The following is an 18,067-nucleotide window of genomic DNA, read 5'->3' as shown; positions in this document are numbered from 1 at the left end:
CGTTCCCGACCACCACCGGAGGGGTGCCCCGCCCATGACCAGCGCGACCGCGACGAAGCGCGTCTGCTTCCAGCTGATGGTGAGGCCCGAGCTGCTCGACGAGTACATCGCCCGCCACACCCCCGTGTGGCCCGACATGCTGGCCGAGATCGCCGCGTCCGGCCGCCGAAACTATTCGCTCTTCCTCGGCGGGGGCGGGCGGCTCATCGGCTACTACGAGACCGACGACGACGAGGCAGCGCAGGCCTACCTCGCGAGCTCCGAGGTCGCCGCCCGCTGGGAGGCCGAGATGGGCAGGTTCTTCATCGGCCTCGAGGGCCGGCCCGACCAGGCCGCCACTCCCCTCACCGAAGTCTTCAACCTCCACGACCAACTGACCGCGGCGCAGGCCGAGGCATCCGACAACGAAAGCACCGCATCATGACGACGCTGTCACCCGACATCCAGTCCACGCTCGAGGGCCAGGGCATCGAGCTTCCCAGCTGGGCGTTCGGCAACTCCGGCACGCGCTTCCGCGTGTTCACGACGCCCGGCACGCCGCGCGACCCGTACGAGAAGATCGCGGACGCCGCGCAGGTCAACGCGTACACGAAGCTCGCGCCGAGCGTCGCCCTGCACATCCCGTGGGACAAGGTCGACGACTACTCCGACCTGCGCCGTCACGCGGAGGACCTCGGCGTGAGCCTCGGCACGATCAACTCGAACACCTTCCAGGACGAGGACTACAAGTTCGGTGCGCTCACGCACCACGACGACCGCATCCGCAACAAGGCGATCGACCACCACCTCGAGTGCATCGACATCATGGACGCGACCGGCTCGCGCGACCTCAAGATCTGGCTCGCCGAGGGCTCGAACTACCCGGGGCAGGCCGACATCCGCGCCCGCCAGGACCGCCTGCAGGACTCCCTGCAGAAGATCTACGACCGCCTGTCGGAAGAGCAGCGTCTCGTGCTCGAGTACAAGTTCTTCGAGCCCGCGTTCTACCACACCGACGTTCCGGACTGGGGCACGTCCTACGCGCAGGTCGCGAGCCTCGGCGACAAGGCGATGGTCTGCCTCGACACCGGCCACCACGCCCCGGGCACGAACATCGAGTTCATCGTGATGCAGCTGCTGCGCCTCGGAAAGCTCGGCTCGTTCGACTTCAACTCGCGCTTCTACGCCGACGACGACCTCATCGTGGGCGCGGCCGACCCTTTCCAGCTGTTCCGCATCATCTTCGAGGTCGTGCGCGGCGGGGGCCTGAACAACCCCGACGTCGCCTTCATGCTCGACCAGTGCCACAACGTCGAGGACAAGATCCCCGGCCAGATCCGCTCGGTGCTCAACGTCCAGGAGATGACGGCCCGCGCCCTCCTCGTCGACCGCGACGCCCTCTCGGCGGCGCAGCAGGCGAACGACGTGCTGGCCGCGAACGCCGTCTTCATGGACGCGTTCTACACCGACGTACGTCCCGCGCTCGCCGAGTGGCGCGAGTCGCGCGGACTCGCGGCCGACCCGATGGCCGCCTACGCGGCATCCGGCTACCAGCAGCAGATCGCCGCCGACCGCGTCGGCGGCACGCAGGCCGGCTGGGGGGCGTAGCCCCGGCCCCCGACCCACCGGGGGCGTGGGATGCCGTGCCGGATGGGGCTTCGCCCCAAACCCCCGGCCGCGAACGCGGACCCCCCGCGCCCCCGGTGCACCACCTACCAGCAGAGCTCCCCTGTCACGAAGTGCCACCTCGCGCGGCAGATCGTGACAGGCGAGCAGAAGGAAGAACCCGATGAGCGAGCCGTACTCCGCCGCTGACGGACTCGTGCGCGTCTACCCGGCGCGCGAGCCGAACGGCACCGGACTGGTGTGGGCGCACGGAGGTGCGTTCGCCTTCGGCGATCTCGACATGCCCGAGTCCGACTGGGTCGCCGCGCAGCTCGCGAAGCGCGGCACGACGGTCGTGTCGGTCGACTACCGCCTCGCCCCCGTTCCGGCCGGATGGACGGATGCTGCGGCCCGCCGCTCCGGCGGACACCACTACCCCGCGGCATCCGACGACATGCTCGCGGCCTGGTCGTGGCTCACCGGCAACGCCGCCCGTCTGCGCGTCGACCCGAGCCACCTCGCGATCGGCGGCACGAGCGCCGGCGGCAACCTCGCCGCCGGTGCGACGCTGCGTCTCATCGAGCGCCGGGCCGCGCTGCCCGCCCTCGTGCTCCTCGCGTACCCGACGCTGCTCGCCGTGCAACCGGCGCCCGACGCCGCGCTGCGCGCCGCGCTCGACGCGCAGCCCGAGGCCGACCGCTTCGGCTCTGAGGCCGTGCGGGGCATGTACGAGAACTACCTCGGCGGCCCGGTCGATCGTGCGCCGCTCGGCGCGATCCCCGGCCTCGCGCGCCCCGTCGACCTCGTGCAGTTCCCGCCGACCCTCATCGTCAACGGCGACGTCGACGAGCTCCGCGTCTCGGGTGAGGCGTTCGCCGCGTCGCTGCGCGCCGCCGCCCGCCCGGTCGAGGTCGTCACCGAGCTCGGCACCGAGCACGGCCATCTCAACCGCCCGCATGAGGCCGCAGCATCCGTCACCATCGACCGCTTCGCGACTCGCCTCGCCGCCCTGTCGTCCTCGCCTCCCGCCCCGTCGACCCCCTCCTCTCCTGCTCCCCTGTCACGACTTGCCGGCGCACCCGGCAGATCGTGACAGGCGAGCCGAAAGCACTCCGCTCCCCTGTCGCAAAACGCCGCCGCGACCGGCACATCGTGACAGGTGAACAAACCGAACGAAGGAACGCATCATGACCAACCCGGCCGTCACCGACCTGATCACGCGGTCGAATCGCCTCGGCGCCGACCCGAAGAACACGAACTACGCCGGCGGGAACACGTCCGCGAAGGGCACGGAGACCGACCCGGTCACCGGCGAGCCCGTCGAGCTGCTGTGGGTCAAGGGCTCGGGCGGGGACCTGGGCACGCTGAAGGAGTCGGGCCTCGCGGTGCTGCGCCTCGACCGCATGCGCGCCCTGGTGGACGTCTACCCCGGCGTCGACCGCGAGGACGAGATGGTCGCCGCGTTCGACTACTGCCTGCACGGCAAGGGCGGCGCCGCCCCGTCGATCGACACCGCCATGCACGGCCTCGTCGACGCGAACCACGTCGACCACCTGCACCCCGACTCGGGCATCGCGATCGCGACCGCCGCCGACGGCGAGGAGCTGACCGCCAAGATCTTCGGCGACAAGGTCGTGTGGGTGCCGTGGCGGCGCCCGGGCTTCCAGCTGGGCCTCGACATCGCGGCCATCAAGGCGAAGAACCCGCAGGCGATCGGCACGATCCTGGGCGGCCACGGCATCACCGCGTGGGGCGACACGTCGGAGGAGGCCGAGCAGAACTCGCTGTGGATCATCGAGACCGCGCAGGCGTACATCGACGCCAACGGCAAGGGCGACCCGTTCGGCGGCGTCCGTGCCGGCTTCGAAGCCCTCCCCGAGGCGGAACGCCGCGCCAAGGCCGCCGCTCTCGCGGCCACGATCCGCGGGCTCGCGTCGACCGACAAGCCGATGGTCGGCCACTTCACCGACGCCGAGGTCGTCACCGACTTCCTCGCCTCGGAGCGCGCCCCCGAGCTCGCCGCGCTCGGCACCAGCTGCCCCGACCACTTCCTGCGCACCAAGGTCAAGCCGCTCATCCTCGACCTCCCGGCATCGGCAAGCGTCGAAGACTCCATGGCGCGGCTGAAGGAGCTGCACGAGGAGTACCGCGCCGACTACCAGGCCTACTACGACGCGCACGCGACCGACGAGAGCCCCGCGATCCGCGGCGCCGACCCGCTCATCGTGCTGATCCCGGGCGTCGGCATGTTCTCGTACGGCGCGAACAAGCAGACCGCCCGCGTCGCCGGCGAGTTCTACGTCAACGCGATCAACGTGATGCGCGGCGCCGAGGCACTGTCGACCTACTCGCCCATCTCGGACGCCGAGAAGTTCCGCATCGAGTACTGGGCCCTCGAAGAGGCGAAACTGCAGCGCATGCCCAAGCCCAAGACGCACCAGGGCCGTATCGCGCTCGTGACGGGCGCAGCATCCGGAATCGGCAAGGCCATCGCAACCCGCCTCGCGGCCGAGGGTGCGTGCGTCGTCGTCGCCGACCTCGACCTCGAGAAGGCGCAGGCCGCCGCCGCGGAGCTCGGCAACACCGACGTCGCGATCGGCGTCGCCGCGAACGTCGCGGACGCCGATGCGATCCAGGCCGCGTTCGACGCGGCCGTGCTCGCGTTCGGCGGGGTCGACCTCGTCGTCAACAACGCCGGCCTGTCGCTCTCGAAGCCGCTGCTGGAGACCACCGAGAAGGACTGGGACCTGCAGCACGACGTCATGGCGAAGGGGTCGTTCCTCGTCTCGAAGGCCGCCGCGAAGATCCTCATCGAGCAGAAGCTCGGCGGCGACGTGATCTACATCTCGTCGAAGAACTCCGTCTTCGCCGGCCCGAACAACATCGCGTACTCGGCGACCAAGGCCGACCAGGCCCACCAGGTGCGCCTGCTCGCGGTCGAGCTCGGCGAGCACGGCGTGCGCGTCAACGGCATCAACCCCGACGGCGTCGTGCGCGGCTCGGGCATCTTCGCCGCCGGCTGGGGCGCCAACCGCGCCGCCACCTACGGCGTCAAGGAAGAGGACCTCGGCCAGTTCTACGCCAACCGCACCATCCTCAAGCGCGAGGTCGTGCCCGAGAACGTGGCCGACGCGGTGTACGTGCTCACCGGCCCCGAGCTGAGCCGCACCACGGGTCTGCACATCCCCGTCGACTCCGGCGTCGCCGCCGCGTTCCTGCGATGACCGCGCACACCCGACCCGGAACCGCGAAAGGGTACGTCTCCGCACAGCGCGACGTGCGGAACTCCACCCTTTCGCGATTCCTGAACGGTGGTGGCGAATGACCGGCGGGGTGGTCGCGGCGGTCGACCTCGGCGCGACGAGCGGACGCGTCATGCTCGGCTACGTGGACGACGGGATGCTGCGCCTCGAGCAGGTGGCGCGATTCCCGAACGGACCCGTGCCCGGCGCCGACGGCGACCTGCACTGGGACTTCAGCGCGCTGTACCGGCACATCGTGGAGGGCCTGACGGAGGCGCTGCGCCGGGAGCCCGGCATCGCGAGCATCGGCATCGACTCGTGGGCCGTCGACTACGGCCTGGTGCACGGCGATGAGCTGCTCGACGAGCCGTTCCACTACCGCGACGAGCGCACCGCGCGCGGCGTCGAGGTCGTGCACGGCGAAGCGCCGTTCGAGGAGCTGTACCGCCGCAACGGCCTGCAGTTCCTGCCGTTCAACACGCTGTATCAGTACGCGGTCGAGCAGCGTCTCCCCGACGCCGAGGTCTCGCTCCTCATCCCCGACCTCGTCGCGTTCCTCCTCACCGGGGCGCAGTTCGCCGAGCGCACGAACGCGTCGACGACCGGCCTCGTCGACGTCCGCACCGGCGCGTGGGACGTCGAGCTCGCCGAGCGGCTCGGGATCGCAGCATCCGTCCTGCCTCCGCTGGTCGATCCGGGCGAGCGGCTGGGCACACTGCACGGCGAGGCACGCGAGCGCGTCGGCGCCCCGCTCGAGGTCATCGCGGTCGGTTCGCACGACACGGCCTCGGCCGTCGTCGCGGTGCCGCTCAGCACCCCCGACGCGGCGTACATCTCGTGCGGCACGTGGGGCCTGGTCGGCGTCGAGCTCGACGCACCCGTCGTCAGCGACGCGGCCCGCGAGGCGAACTTCACGAACGAGGGCGGCGTCGACGGGCGCGTGCGCTTCCTCCACAACGTCACGGGCCTGTGGCTCTTGAGCGAGGCCGTGCGCACGTGGGAGGCCGAGGACGGCGCCGCGATCGATCTGCCGGGATTGCTGGATGCTGCCGCATCGGTGTCCGGCGACATCCCGCTGTTCGACGCGAACGACCCGCGCCTGTCGGCTCCCGGGGACATGCCCGCCCGCATCGCGGCGGTGCTCGGCGAGGCCGGCTCCCCGGTGCCCGCGACGCGGGAGGCGTTCGCCCGGACGATCGTCGAGAGCATCGCCCAGGCCTTCGCCGACGCCGTCGCGACCGCCGGGCGTCTCACCGACCGCGACGTCGACGTGATCCACGTCGTCGGCGGCGGAGCGCTCAACCGTCTGCTGTGCCAGGCGACCGCCGACCGCGCGGGCCTTCCCGTGCTCGCCGGTCCGGTCGAGGCGACCGCACTCGGCAACGTGCTCGTGCAGGGGCGCGCCCATGGCTGGTTCGGGCCCGACGCGACCCTCGAGGACCTGCGGCGCGTGGTGGCGGCATCCGTCTCTCCCGAGCGCTACGAGCCCCGGTCGTGACCGGCTACGCGGCGGCGTTCGACTGGGCACGGCGTCACGTCGACGCGGGGCGACTGCCCACCGCGGTGCTCGGCGTCGCGACCGCCGACGGCGTGGTCGCGCTCGATGCGTTCGGCGCGACGGACGGGCGCACGGCCAGGGTCGAGGACCCGTACTGGCTGTTCTCGATCACCAAGGTGCTCACCGGGCTCACCGCCGCGCGCGCCGTCGAGCGCGGACTGCTCACCGCCGAGACGCCGCTCAGCACGGCGGTGCCCGAGTTCGGTCGCACGCGTGAGGACGTCGTGCGTCTCGGTCATCTCGTGAGCCACACCTCCGGCATCCGCGAGCCCACGCTCGACCCGGCCGAGGGCCTGCGGGCGGCGCTGCTCGCCCCGGGCCGCGACTTCGCCGCCGGCACCGCCTCGCGCTACTCGACGGTGGCGTTCGACGGCATCGCCGAGCTCGTGCATCACACCACCGGACGGACATGGGATGCCGACGTCGCCGAGTGGGCACCCGCGCTCGGCGCGACAGGGTTCACGCTCGACCCTGCGGCCGACGCCCACACCGTGGTCGATGCGGAACGCCTGGGCCTCGACATGACGGGCTTCGCCAGCCATCGCAACCCCGGCGCCGGGATGATCGGCACCGCCGGCGACCTCCTCGCCCTCGGATCGGCGCTGCTGCGGATCGGGCACGGCGAGGCGGGCGGCGTCGTGCAGCCGGCGACCCTCGCGATGATGCGCCGCCCGCTCACCGGCGACATCCCCCGGCTGGAGCCCTACCCCGCCGAGCGCGGGCAGGACTGGGGGTTCACGTTCAACCTCCGCACGCGGGCTCCCGGGCTGATCGACCGCGACGTGTACGGCCACGCCGGCTGGGCCGGCACGGAGTTCTGGGTGCACCCGACCGCGGGCGTCGCGTGGGTGCTGCTGACGAATCAGGCCGAGCGGCCCGGCGTCGACGCCGACGAGCTCGACAACGCGGTGGTGGCGGGGGTCTGACCGACCTCAGCTCGAGGGCGGACGCGTGGACGTTCGAGGCTCGAGCTGCACCTCGAAGACCTCGTGCACGGCGGTGGTGCGACCGGCGATGCGCTCCTGCAGCATCTCCACGGCGCGCGCGCCCATGCGCTCACCGGGCTGATTGATGCTCGTGAGGCCGAGTGCCGGATGCGAGGCCAGCGCGACGTCGTCATAGCCGATCACGGAAAGATCTGCGCCGGTGTCGGCGATCGCGCGCATCGCGCCGAAGGCCAGCTCGTCGTGCGCCGCGAACACAGCGGTGGCCGAGGTGCCGCCTTCGATCGCACGGCGCGTGGCCTGATACGCCGGGTCCTGGCCGTCGTCGGCGTTCCACACCTCGGTGTCGTAGCCTCGCGCGGCCATCGCCGCGAAGTACTCGCGCAGTCGCCCGCTGTGCGGGAACGGCGAGCTCGGGTCCTCCTCGTTGAGAGTGAGATGGGCGATCCGTGTATGGCCGAGGTCGAACAGGTGCTGCATCGCGAGGCGAGCTCCGCCCAGGTCGTCGCCCGCGACCACGTCGTACCGGTCGGAGGTGTCGAGCCGGCCGAACATCACGAGTGGGACGGATGCCGCGATCCGCTCCAGCGCACGCTCCTCGACGCGCGGCGACACGGCGATGAGCCCGTCCACCTGGCGGTCTACGAGCGCTTCGAGCGCGCGGTAGCCGTACCGGGTGCCGGACTCGGCGGGCGCCAGAATGAGCTGGTAAGGGGTGCCTTCGAGCGCGCCTGCCGCCCCGCGGACGATGCGCGCGAAGAACTGGTTCGAGAGGTCCGGGAGTTCGATGCCGATCGTGTAGGTGCGGCCCCGCATGCCGCGCGCCGCGATGCTGGGGCGATAGTTGAGCTCGGTCATCGCCGCTGTCACCCGCTCGCGCATCGCGTCGCTCACGCCGTACGCATCGCGCAGCACCTTCGACACGGCCGCACGCGACACGCCTGCCCGGGCCGCGACATCCTCGATCGTCGCGCGGCGCGGTGGTCTGGCCCCAGTCATTCTGCTCCTCGGCAAGGTCCTGCAGGGCAAACGTACCTTCCCAGGAGCCGGAAAGCGTCCTCCGCCGCCGTGGACGAGCGCACCTCCGGGCTGCGTCAAGCCCCGGGCGGCAGCATCCGTCCCGCGCTAGCGTGACCGGCATGGACGAACGGCGAACCGAAGACGAGACCCCCGAAGGCGACAGCCCGCTCGGCGGCGACGAGACCACCGAGGACCAGCTCGAGGCAGACAACCCCGTCGAGGAGGACACCCTCGAAACGCTGGACCCCGACAATCCCCCGGCCTGACGTGCGCCCGGCCTACGCCTCGCGGGTGATGGTCACCTTGACGTGCAGGTTGCTCTTGAACGGGCCGGCGTAGACGCCGCGCAGCGGCGGCACGTCGCCGTAGTCGCGGCCGCGGCCGACGAGCACGTGGCGGTCGCCGATCTCGATGTTGTTCGTGGGGTCGAAGCCCTGCCACTCCCCCGCGAACCACTCGATCCACGCGTGGGATTCGCCCGTCACCGCGACGCCGACCTCGGCCGACGGCCGCGGGTGCAGGTAGCCCGACACGTAGCGCGCCGGGATGCCGACCTCGCGCAGCGCCCCGAGGGCGATGTGCGCCATGTCCTGGCAGACGCCCTTGCGCGCCTCCCACGCCTCGGCCGCGGTCGAGTGCACACCGGTGATGCCGTGCATGTACTCGACGGCGTCTCCGATGGCGACGGCGATCGCGTGCGCGGCGCGCCCGGGGTGGTCGTGCTCCGCGGCGATCGAGCGGGCGAGCTCGGCGACCTCCTCGTGGGGTCGCGTGCGCCGCGTCTGCGACATCTGCTCGACCGTCTCGAGCGAGCGGGCCGCCTCACGCGCGAGACCGTCCCACGTGACGTCGATGTGCTCGAGCGGCCGGGGGCGCACCTCCACGAGCGAGCGGGCCGTGATCGTCAGCGACGAGTGCGGCGACAGCACGTCGAACGCCGCGACCCGTGTGCCGAAGTAGTCGACGTACTGGTTGACGGAGGTCGACGGCTCGATGTCGAGCGACGAGTTGAGCACGAACTGGCTGTCGGTGGAGCCGGGCAGCATGCGCGCCTCGTTGTACGACGCGGTCACGTCGCCCTGATAGCTGAAGCCGGTCTGGTGCTCGATGCGGAGGCGCTTCATGAGATCTCTCCGATCCAGCTGGGCTCGGCCTGGGTCGGGAAGAACCGGCCGCGGATGGCTTCGGATGCCTCGCGCGTGACGGTCTGGACGCGCTCCATATGCGTCGGCAGCTCGCCGAGGATCTCGGAGATCGGCCGGTACTCGAGGTCGTTGCGGATCTGGCCGAGCGCCCGCAGGACGGTGTTGGAGTGGCCCACGCGGTCGGCACGCGGGTCGATGGCGCTCATGCAGGCCTCGGCGGTCTGGATCGAGTAGATGATCGAGCGCGGGAACAGGCGGTCGAGCAGCAGGAACTCGGCGGCATTGCGGGCGCTCGGCATCCCGCGGTACGTCCGCAGGTACGCCTCGTAGGCGCCGCACGAGCGCAGGATGGTCGTCCACGACGGACCGGATGCCTCGGTCAGCGACCGCGTGGCGAGCAGGCGCGCCGTCATGTCGGTGCGCTCGATGCTGCGGCCGAGGGTGAAGAACTGCCACGCCTCGTCGCGGCTCGTCGACGAGTCGACGATGCCGACGGCGAGCGCCGCGCGCTCGCGCACCCACTGGAAGAACTCGTGCACGCGGTCGTTCTGCAGGCGCCGCGGCATGCGCGCGTTCGTGGTGTTGAGGGTCTCCCACAGCTCCGTCGAGACGATCTCACGCGCGCGGCGGGCGTTCTCGCGCGCGGCGGTGAGCGCATAGGCGATGCTCGACGGGTTCATTCGGTCCACCGCGAGACGCGACAGCACGTCCTCGCGGCGCACCTGCTCGACCCCCTCCGGCGGCAGCGACCCCATGACGCTCAGGAGCGATCGGCACGCCGTGTCCTCGTCGATCCACGGGTCTTCGAGCAGCAGCTGCAGGTGCACGTCGAGGATGCGGGCGGTCCCGTCGCTGCGCTCGATGTATCGCCCGATCCAGAACAGCGACTCGGCGATGCGGCTCAGCACGACGCACCCCCGTCCTGAGCGCGAAACTGCATCGGGCGGCCGAGACGGCGTCCGGCTCCCGCTGTCTCGGCACTCCGCTGCAGTCTCGCGGATGGGGGCGGGACGGATGCTGCGGCCGCAGCGACCTCGGCGGCCTGCTGCTGCTGCTCCTGCTGCTCGACGCGCGAGCGCGGGCGGTCCTGCGGCGAGTGGGTGGGCTCGGTCTGCGGGTCGTAGATGATCGGGATCGCCTCGGTCACCGTCGCCGCCTGGTCGGCGACCAGTTCCGGCATGCCCCGGCCCTGTCCGTACTCGACCTGGCCGGGTGCGGCACCGCCCACGATCCAGGTGTCCTTCGAGCCGCCGCCCTGACTGGAGTTCACGACGAGCTGCCCCTCGGGCAGCGCCACGCGGGTCAGGCCGCCGGGGAGCACCCACACGTCCTCGCCATCGTTGACCGCGAAGGGGCGGAGGTCGGCGTGGCGCGGGCGCATGCCGTCCTCGACGAGCGTGGGGATCGTGGAGAGCATGACCACGGGCTGCGCGATCCAGCCGCGCGGGTCGGCGAGCAGGCGCTGCCGGAGCTTCTCGAGCTCCGCCGGCGAGGCGTCGGGTCCGACGACCAGTCCCTTGCCGCCCGATCCGTCGACCGGCTTCACGACGAGCTCATCGAGCCGGTCGAGCACCTCTTCGAGGGCGTTCGGGTCTTCGAGGCGCCACGTGTCGACGTTCTTGAGGATCGGCTCCTCCGCGAGGTAGTAGCGGATGAGGTCGGGCACGTAGGTGTAGAGCAGCTTGTCGTCGGCGACGCCGTTGCCCACGGCGTTGGCGATGGTGACGTTGCCGAGGCGCGCCGCCAGCATGAGGCCGGGAGCCCCGAGCATCGAGTCGGCGCGGAACTGCAGCGGGTCGAGGAAGTCGTCGTCGACGCGACGGTAGATGACGTCGACGCGCTTCGGGCCGCGCGTCGTGCGCATGAAGACCTTCCCGCCGATGCACAGCAGGTCGCGCCCCTCGACGAGCTCGACGCCCATGAGGCGTGCGAGCAGCGTGTGCTCGAAGTACGCGGAGTTGTAGACGCCCGGGGTGAGCACGACGACGTTCGGGTCTTCGATGCCCGCGGGGGCGGAGGCGCGCAGCGCCGCGAGCAGCTTGTTCGGGTAGTCGCCGACCGGGCGCACACGCATCGAGACGAACAGCTCGGGCAGGGTCTGCGCCATGACCCGACGGTTCGAGATGACGTAGCTGACGCCCGACGGCACGCGCACGTTGTCTTCGAGCACGCGCATCTCGCCGTGCTCGTCGCGGATCAGGTCGATGCCCGACACCTGGATGCGCACGCCGTTGGCGGAGTGGATGCCGGCGGCCTGGCGGTAGAAGTACTGCGAGCTCGCGATGAGCCCCGCGGGGAGCACCTCGTCGCGCACGCAGAACTGGTGTCCGTACGCGTCGTCGAGGAACGCCTCGAGCGCCCGCACGCGCTGCTTGACGCCGGCCTCGATGCGCGACCACTCGTCGTACGTGATCACGCGGGGAACGGCATCCAGCGGGAAGGGTCGCTCCTCGCCCGCGAAGTCGAACGTCACGCCCTGGGCGAGGTACGAGCTCGCGAGGGAATCGGTGCGGCCGCGCAGCTCCTCCTGGGTCATCTGCGCGAGCGCCTGGTAGAGCTCTCGATAGGCCTCGCGCGACTCCGCCGGCGCACCCGGATGGACCGGGCTCCCGAACATCTCGTCGAACGCGGGTACCCCCGAGGGCGTCTTGCGCGGCGCGAGCGTGGAGCCGTAGCCGTCGAACAGATCACCCATGCGAAGAGCCTAATGCGGGGTTCGTTGCGCTCGTGTTTCCGAGCCGTTCTCCTGGGACGGATGCTGCGGATCGGACGTATGCTCCCGCTATGACTCGTGAGGCGGATGCCTCCCCGCGCGTCGCCGCGAAGGCGCCGGCGCTCTCCGGCGCGGCAGCGGGCGCAGCATCCGTCGTCCTCGGCGCCGGCGTCGGCGAACTGATCGCCGCGCTGGTCGCACCCTCGTCGAGCCCGTTCGCGGTGATCGGCGGAACGCTGATCGATCTCGCGCCGGCGTGGGCGAAGGACATCGCGATCGCCCTGTTCGGCACGGCCGACAAGCTGGCCCTCCTCGTCGGGATCGCGCTCGTGCTGCTCATCGTGGCGGCCGCCATCGGCATCCTGGAGCTCCGGCGCCCGTGGTACGGCGTCGTCATCCTCGCCGCTCTCGGCGCCGGCGCGGCCGTGCTCGCGGTCACCCGCCCCGACGCGACCGGGCTCGCATGGCTTCCCTCGCTCGCGGCCGGGTTCATCGCGGCGACGGCACTGTCGATGCTGGCGCTGCTCGCGAGGGGCAGCACGGTGCCTCCGCCCCCGCCTGCCGAGGAGTCGACGGGTGCGGCCCGCGAGACCGTCTCGACGTCGCGGCGCGGATTCCTGGCGTGGGCCGGCGTCGCCACCGCGGCCGGGGTCATCGCGGCGATCGCGGGCACGGCGATGCAGGCGGGCTCCCACACGGTCAGTGCCGTGCGACGGGCGCTCCGGCTTCCCGCGCCGGCCGTCGCCGCGCCGCCGGTCCCCGCCGGCGCCCAGCTCGATCTCGCCGGGATGACACCCGTCGTGACGCCGAACGCGAGCTTCTACCGCATCGACACCGCGCTCATCGTGCCGCAGGTCGACCCGGGCACGTGGAGCCTGAGGATCCACGGTCTCGTCGAGACCGAGGTCGAGATCGGGTGGGACGAGCTGCTCGCCCTCCCCCTCGAGGAGAGCTGGACGACGCTCGCGTGCGTCTCCAATCCCGTCGGCGGCGACCTCATCGGCAACGCGAAATGGCTCGGTTACCCGATCCGGCTGCTGCTCGAGCGCGCACGGCCGACGGCGGAGGCCGACATGGTGCTGTCGCGGTCGGTCGACGGCTTCACCGCGAGCACCCCGCTCGAGGTGCTGCGGGAGGGCACGCGCAACGCGATCCTCGCGGTGGGGATGAACGACGAGCCGCTGCCGCCCGAGCACGGCTTCCCGGTGCGCATGGTCGTGCCGGGCCTGTACGGCTACGTGTCGGCGACCAAGTGGGTGACCGAGCTCGAGGTCACGCGGTTCGATCGGGCGAGCGCCTACTGGACGACCCGCGGCTGGTCCGCGGAGGGGCCGATCAAGCTCCAGTCGCGCATCGACCTCCCCCGTCGCGGCCAGGGGCTCACCGCCGGCGACACGACGATCGCGGGGGTCGCCTGGCAGCAGCACGTCGGCGTCGCGAAGGTAGAGGTGCAGGTCGACGACGGCCCCTGGCAGGAGGCCGCGCTCGCCCCGGCGATCTCGGGCGACACCTGGGTGCAGTGGTCGATCCCGTGGGCGGCCGAGCGCGGCTCGCACGAGATCCGATGCCGCGCCACCAGCAGGGGCGGCGAGCAGCAGACCGAGACCGTCGCCAACCCGGCTCCCGACGGCGCCACGGGGTGGCACCGTCTCACGGTCGACGTGGCGTAGAGCCTGCCGCGTCAGCCCGCGAGCACGACGCGCAGCTGTTCGACCGCCCAGTCCAGCTCGGTCGCGCGCACCACGAGCGGCGGCGCGATGCGGATGGTCTGGCCGTGCGTGTCCTTCACGAGCACGCCGCGCCCGATGAGGCGCTCGGCGATCTCGCGGCCCGTGCCGACTTCGGGGTCGATGTCGACGCCGGCCCACAGTCCCGCGACGCGCACGCCGGTGACGCCGTGGCCCACGAGCTCCTGCAGCTTCGCTTCGAGGTGCTCGCCGAGGAGCTTCGCGCGGCTCTGGAACTCCCCGGTCTGCAGCATCTCCACGACGCGCAGGCCGACGGCTGCGGCCAGCGGGTTGCCGCCGAACGTCGATCCGTGCTCGCCCGGCCGGATGACGCCGAGGATCTCGCGGTCGGCGACGACGGCCGACAGCGGAAGGATGCCGCCGCCCAGCGCCTTGCCGAGAAGGTAGAGGTCGGGCACGACACCCTCGCGGTCGCACGCGAACGTCTCGCCCACGCGGCCGAGGCCGGACTGGATCTCGTCGGCGATGAGCAGCACGCCGCGGCGGGTGCAGATCTCGCGCACCTTCCGCAGGTAGCCCTCGGGCGGGACGATGACGCCCGCCTCGCCCTGGATCGGCTCGATCAGCACGGCGACCGTGTCGGCGGTGATCGCGGCGTCGATGACCGCCGCGTCGCCGAACGGCACCGACACGAACCCGGGCGTGAACGGCCCGAAGCCGTCGCGCGCCTGCCGGTCGTCGCTGAAGCCGACGATCGTGGTCGTGCGGCCATGGAAGTTGCCGTGCGCCACGATGATGCGGGCGGCGTCCGGCGCGACGCCCTTCACGCGGTAGCCCCACGCGCGGGCGACCTTGATGCCCGTCTCGACGGCCTCGGCGCCGGTGTTCATCGGCAGCACGAGGTCCTTGCCGCAGAGCTCTGCGAGCGCGGCCGCGAAGGGCCCGAGGCGGTCGTTGTGGTACGCGCGGCTGGTGAGGGTGAGGCGGTTCAGCTGCTCCTGGGCGGCCGCGAGGATCGCGGGATGCCCGTGCCCGAAGTTGAGGGCCGAGTAGGCCGAGAGCAGGTCGAGGTAGCGCTTGCCCTCCACATCCGTCACCCACGCTCCCTCGCCGCGGGAGATCACGACGGGAAGCGGGTGATAGTTGTGCGCGACGTGCTCCTCCTCGGCCGCGATGATCTGGCTCATCGCCGCGTCGAGGGAGGCGGAAGTGGCGGTCATGGGAGGGCTCCTCTTTCGCGCAGGGTCAGCGCCGCAGCTCGAGTGTGCAGCACTTGATGCCGCCGCCGCCGAGCAGCAGCTCGGACAGGTCGACGAGCACCGGGTTGTAGCCGCGCTCGCGCAGCTGGGCCTCGAAGCCGGTCGCGCGCGGCGAGATGATCACGTTGAGTCCGTCGCTGGCCGAGTTGAGGCCGAACACGGCACCGTCGGCGTCGGCGACGCGGATCGCGTCAGGGTAGCGCTCGGCGAGGATCTCCTGGCTGCGCTCGTCGAACGCGTGCTCGAGGTAGGCGATGTTCGCCTTCTCGACGCCCCCGGGACCCTCGACGGGGTCGAGCACGGAGATGGCGGTGTCCAGGTGGTAGAACCGCGGGTCGACGAGCGTGAGGCTCACGACCTCCTTGCCGAACACGTCGCCGAGCTCGCGGTGGCTGTCGCCGGTGGAGCGGAACCCGGTGCCGGCGAGGATCGTGTCGCCGACGAGCAGGAAGTCGCCCTCGCCCTCGTTGACCTCGGCGGGCTCGGCGACGTCGAAGCCGTTGTCGCGGAACCAGTCCATGAACGCCGGCCCTTCGGGAACGCGCTCCTGGAAGCGGAACTTCGCGCCGTACGCGACGTTGTCGATGACGAAGCCGCCGTTGGCCGTGTAGACCATGTCGGGCAGTCCCTCGATCGGGTCGATGAGGTGCACCTCGTGCCCGAGGGCGAGGTAGGTGTCGTAGAGGGCCTGCCACTGGCGCACCGCGAGGGCGGTGTCGGTGGGGTTCGCCGGCTCCATCCACGGATTGATGGTGTAGCTCACCGTGAAGTGCTCGGGGCGGCACATCAGGTAGCGGCGGATCTGCTGGATCCGGCCGCCCTCCGGAGCGGATCCGGTGAGGGGACCGGTGGTGGCGGGCGCGGTGTTCTGCGTGGACATCTTGCTCCTGTAGAGGCGCGGCGGACGCTGTCCAGAGGCCCGGCGGAGCTGGGGAAGCCATCGATCCGGGCACGCCACGTCCATTGTCTCACGGACCCCGCGCACGGCCGGGAAATGAGAGCGCCGGATGCTGCCGCCCCGTCACTCCGCGAGCACCACCACCTTGCCGGCCACGTGGCCGTCGGCGACGCGCGCGAGCGCGGCGCCCGCCTCGGCGAACGGGTGGCGGCGCTCGATGACCGGCCTGAGGCTGCCCGCGGCCGCGAGCGCGACCAGCTGCTCGCGCACGTCGGACTTCGCGACGGCGGCGAGCGGACGCAGCGGCCGCTTCGAGCCGATCGACAGGACGGATGCTGCCGCCAGCCGTCCGATCGGACCCAGGAGACGCCCACCCTCGCCCGACACCAGGACCACCCGTCCGCCATCCCGCACCAGCCGCTGCAGCACCCGCAGCGGCGCGGTGCCGGCGATGTCGAGCACGGCGTCGAACCGGCCGTCCCCCAGTTCGGGCGACCCCGGCTGAACGGCGTGGTAGTCGAACGTGCGCGTCGCACCGAGGCTCTCGACGAGCGTGCGGTTGCGCTCCCCGCACAGTGCCCACACCTCGGCCCCTCGTCCCGCCGCGAGCTGCACGGCGAAGGTGCCGACGCCTCCCGACGCCCCGATCACGAGCACCCGGAGCGGCGAGGCGCCCGGGGCGGCGGCTGGGCCCACGCGCCCGGCGGCTCCGCGCAGCGCGCCAGCGCTGTGTGGAGGGGGCGTGGGGACCGTGACTCCTCCGAGCTCCAGCGCCTGCCACGCCGTTCCGGCGGCGATCGGCAGGGTCGCGGCGACGGCGGGATCGAGCTCGGGCGGGCGGCGAACCAGGCGTCCGACCGGCGAGACGGCGTAGCGGGCGAGCCCTCCGCCGGCGGGCAGCTCGCAGACGACCTCGTCGCCGACCGCGAACTCGGTCACGCCGTCACCCAGGGCGACCACGGTGGCGGCGGCATCCATCCCCCGCACCGACTGGCGCGGACGGCGCAGGCCGAACGCGAGGCGCACGAGGAGGGGCTCGCCGCGCATCACGCGGATGTCGCCGTTGTTGAGAGCGGTCGCCCGCAGGCGCAGCAGCACCTGGCCGCGGCGCGGCGCCGGCACGACCATGCTCTCGAGGGCGACGACGTCGGCCCCGCCGTAGCGATGCTGCGTCCACGCGGGCATCGCATCGGTGCGCAGGACCGCAGGGCCGGGGAGCGGTTCGGACATGTCATTCCTCCGGGTAGTCGAAGAGGTCGTCGAGCCCGACGCCGAAGGCGCGGGCGAGCTGGAAGGCGAGTTCGAGGGTCGGCGAGTACCGGCCCTGCTCGATGGCGATGAGGGTCTGCCGGGTGACACCCACCCGGCGCGCGAGCTCGGCCTGCGTGATCCCCGCCGCCTCGCGTACAGCGCGGATGGAGTTCTGGACCCTGGTCGGCTTGACCATCAGACGAGCCCACGACGGTACGCGATGACGCTCGCGATGCCGCCGACGATCGACGACAGCGCGAAGCCGAAGTACATGGTGTTGGCGATCCAGAACCAGTCGGCCTCGAATGCGCACAGGATCAGGACGCCGAGCCCCGCGATGATGAGGAACGCCTGGCCGACGCGCGTCGACATGTGCGCGATGTCGCGATCGCGCTGGTCGCTCTTGCCCACTCCGTCGGGGTCGAACATGCCGGCGAGGATGCCCCACACGATGCTCAGCACGATCGCGCCGACGATGCCGGCGCCGATGACCCACAGCATGATCGGCACCCAGTCCACGTCGGTGAGCGGACCGCCGTCTGCCTGCTGCAGCACGATCACGACGTAGACGATCGTGCCGATGACGCTGACGATGAGGCTCGCCCAGATGTTGCGCTCTTCGTAGACCATGGCCCCTCCCCGGGGATGTGTAAAAGATTCTTGACACCAAGATAGGCGGGCCTACCTTGCGTGTCAAGAATCTTTTACACCTCGAAGAGGCCGCCGCCGCTGGTACAACGTTGTAGGCTCGAAGCACGTCGAGGT

Annotated in this window: 17 protein-coding genes; 8 read left to right on the top strand and 9 right to left on the bottom strand. The window is 71.5% G+C overall.

Annotated elements, in window-relative coordinates; translation table 11 throughout:
• The first annotated feature begins 34 nt into the window (after positions 1–34).
• The 6 genes from ACFQ7C_RS09020 to ACFQ7C_RS08995 all read left to right on the top strand — a co-directional run bounded on the left by ACFQ7C_RS09020 (position 35) and on the right by ACFQ7C_RS08995 (position 7,310).
• Positions 35–424: an L-rhamnose mutarotase gene (locus ACFQ7C_RS09020; protein ID WP_378899313.1), complete on the top strand. Its 390-nt coding sequence runs from the start codon at positions 35–37 to the stop codon at positions 422–424.
• Entirely contained in the window at positions 421–1,587 is a 1,167-nt protein-coding gene (gene rhaI / locus ACFQ7C_RS09015; protein ID WP_378899311.1) for an L-rhamnose isomerase, read from the top strand. The genes ACFQ7C_RS09020 and rhaI overlap by 4 nt, the downstream gene beginning before the upstream one ends.
• A 181-nt stretch (positions 1,588–1,768) precedes the next feature.
• Entirely contained in the window at positions 1,769–2,677 is a 909-nt protein-coding gene (locus ACFQ7C_RS09010) for an alpha/beta hydrolase fold domain-containing protein (RefSeq protein ID WP_378899309.1), read from the top strand.
• Between the two features lie 94 nt (positions 2,678–2,771).
• The gene (locus ACFQ7C_RS09005) at positions 2,772–4,808 is read left to right on the top strand and encodes a bifunctional aldolase/short-chain dehydrogenase (protein ID WP_378899307.1); all 2,037 of its coding nucleotides are present in this window, start codon (positions 2,772–2,774) and stop codon (positions 4,806–4,808) included.
• Between the two features lie 97 nt (positions 4,809–4,905).
• Positions 4,906–6,324, top strand: coding sequence for a rhamnulokinase family protein (locus tag ACFQ7C_RS09000; protein ID WP_378899305.1), 1,419 nt, complete (start codon positions 4,906–4,908; stop codon positions 6,322–6,324).
• Positions 6,321–7,310: a serine hydrolase domain-containing protein gene (locus ACFQ7C_RS08995; protein ID WP_378899302.1), complete on the top strand. Its 990-nt coding sequence runs from the start codon at positions 6,321–6,323 to the stop codon at positions 7,308–7,310. Before ACFQ7C_RS09000 ends, ACFQ7C_RS08995 begins: the two co-directional genes overlap by 4 nt.
• 6 nt (positions 7,311–7,316) lie before the next feature.
• On the opposite strand, the gene ACFQ7C_RS08990 is transcribed toward ACFQ7C_RS08995, so the two are convergent.
• Positions 7,317–8,327: a LacI family DNA-binding transcriptional regulator gene (locus ACFQ7C_RS08990; RefSeq protein ID WP_378899300.1), complete on the bottom strand. Its 1,011-nt coding sequence runs from the start codon at positions 8,325–8,327 to the stop codon at positions 7,317–7,319.
• Positions 8,328–8,467: 140 nt separating this feature from the next.
• Here ACFQ7C_RS08990 and ACFQ7C_RS08985 point away from each other — a divergent pair, with 140 nt between their 5' ends.
• Positions 8,468–8,614, top strand: coding sequence for a hypothetical protein (locus ACFQ7C_RS08985; protein WP_378899298.1), 147 nt, complete (start codon positions 8,468–8,470; stop codon positions 8,612–8,614).
• A gap of 12 nt (positions 8,615–8,626) precedes the next feature.
• Here ACFQ7C_RS08985 and ACFQ7C_RS08980 read toward each other — a convergent pair whose 3' ends face one another.
• Genes ACFQ7C_RS08980 through ACFQ7C_RS08970 form a run of 3 tightly spaced genes read right to left on the bottom strand, consistent with a single transcriptional unit; the run spans position 8,627 to position 12,188 of the window.
• The gene (locus ACFQ7C_RS08980) at positions 8,627–9,472 is read right to left on the bottom strand and encodes a transglutaminase N-terminal domain-containing protein (RefSeq protein WP_378899296.1); all 846 of its coding nucleotides are present in this window, start codon (positions 9,470–9,472) and stop codon (positions 8,627–8,629) included.
• The gene (locus tag ACFQ7C_RS08975; RefSeq protein ID WP_378899294.1) at positions 9,469–10,401 is read right to left on the bottom strand and encodes an alpha-E domain-containing protein; all 933 of its coding nucleotides are present in this window, start codon (positions 10,399–10,401) and stop codon (positions 9,469–9,471) included. The genes ACFQ7C_RS08980 and ACFQ7C_RS08975 overlap by 4 nt, the downstream gene beginning before the upstream one ends.
• Complete coding sequence (locus ACFQ7C_RS08970) at positions 10,395–12,188, bottom strand: circularly permuted type 2 ATP-grasp protein (protein WP_378899292.1); 1,794 nt, start codon at positions 12,186–12,188, stop codon at positions 10,395–10,397. Before ACFQ7C_RS08970 ends, ACFQ7C_RS08975 begins: the two co-directional genes overlap by 7 nt.
• An 89-nt stretch (positions 12,189–12,277) precedes the next feature.
• On the opposite strand from ACFQ7C_RS08970, the gene ACFQ7C_RS08965 reads away from it, so the two are divergent.
• Positions 12,278–13,876: a molybdopterin-dependent oxidoreductase gene (locus tag ACFQ7C_RS08965; RefSeq protein WP_378899290.1), complete on the top strand. Its 1,599-nt coding sequence runs from the start codon at positions 12,278–12,280 to the stop codon at positions 13,874–13,876.
• 11 nt (positions 13,877–13,887) lie between these two features.
• Here the strand turns inward: ACFQ7C_RS08965 and rocD are convergent, their stop codons facing one another.
• From rocD to ACFQ7C_RS08940, 5 genes are all read right to left on the bottom strand, one after another.
• Positions 13,888–15,114 (bottom strand): ornithine--oxo-acid transaminase, encoded by a 1,227-nt coding sequence (gene rocD / locus ACFQ7C_RS08960; protein WP_378899288.1) that lies wholly within the window; start codon positions 15,112–15,114, stop codon positions 13,888–13,890.
• A 25-nt stretch (positions 15,115–15,139) separates the two neighbouring features.
• Positions 15,140–16,033, bottom strand: coding sequence for a dimethylargininase (gene ddaH / locus ACFQ7C_RS08955; protein ID WP_378899286.1), 894 nt, complete (start codon positions 16,031–16,033; stop codon positions 15,140–15,142).
• A gap of 141 nt (positions 16,034–16,174) precedes the next feature.
• Positions 16,175–17,281 (bottom strand): NAD(P)-dependent alcohol dehydrogenase, encoded by a 1,107-nt coding sequence (locus tag ACFQ7C_RS08950; RefSeq protein ID WP_378899284.1) that lies wholly within the window; start codon positions 17,279–17,281, stop codon positions 16,175–16,177.
• Between the two features lies 1 nt (position 17,282).
• Complete coding sequence (locus ACFQ7C_RS08945) at positions 17,283–17,498, bottom strand: helix-turn-helix transcriptional regulator (protein ID WP_378899282.1); 216 nt, start codon at positions 17,496–17,498, stop codon at positions 17,283–17,285.
• Positions 17,498–17,932 carry a hypothetical protein gene (locus tag ACFQ7C_RS08940; protein WP_378899281.1) on the bottom strand — a complete coding sequence of 145 codons (435 nt, stop codon included), beginning with the start codon at positions 17,930–17,932 and terminating at the stop codon, positions 17,498–17,500. Before ACFQ7C_RS08940 ends, ACFQ7C_RS08945 begins: the two co-directional genes overlap by 1 nt.
• Between the last annotated feature and the right edge of the window lie 135 nt (positions 17,933–18,067).

The organism is Microbacterium sp. NPDC056569, from assembly GCF_042793475.1.
Taxonomy (GTDB): Bacteria; Actinomycetota; Actinomycetes; order Actinomycetales; family Microbacteriaceae; genus Microbacterium.
Note: the sequence above shows the minus strand (reverse complement) of the source record. Positions and strands in the feature narration are given on the sequence as shown.